Annotated in this window: 1 protein-coding gene; it reads left to right on the top strand. The window is 41.6% G+C overall.

From position 1 onward, the window contains the following. Window positions 1-33: 33 nt before the first annotated feature. Window positions 34-428: DUF5667 domain-containing protein (locus AC2JF9_RS09610; protein WP_500727334.1), on the top strand; the 395-nt coding region annotated here is incomplete at its 3' end.

Here is a 428-nt window from a genome sequence, read left to right as displayed (position 1 = left end):
ATTGATGCAAAGGCAAGTGTTGGCACTGAGAATATGCAAAAAGCGATTGAAGAAGCAGAGGCTCCAGCCGATGACCTGAAAGAAGAAGCTCCAGCGTTATTGCCAGGCGACTTCTTCTATTTTGCAAAGCTTTCTTTAGAAAAGATTAAGCTAGCTTTCGCATTTAATCAGGAAAAAGAAGCCAAATTGCTTGCTATTTATGCAGCAGAACGCCTGGCTGAAGCAGAAGCTTTATTTTCAGAAGGTAATGAAGACAAAGCATTGGATGCTATCGAAAAGGCAATTGAGTTTATCAATAACTCAGACCAAATTGTGGAAGAGGAATCAAATGAAGCAACTGTAGAGACTTCTCCTGCTCCTAAGCAAGACCAAACAGAAGATGGCACTGCTGAGGAAGCAGCAGATGAAGATGCAGCTGCTATTAAAGA

Source organism: Lactobacillus sp. C449L (assembly GCF_059900815.1).
Note: the sequence above shows the minus strand (reverse complement) of the source record. Positions and strands in the feature narration are given on the sequence as shown.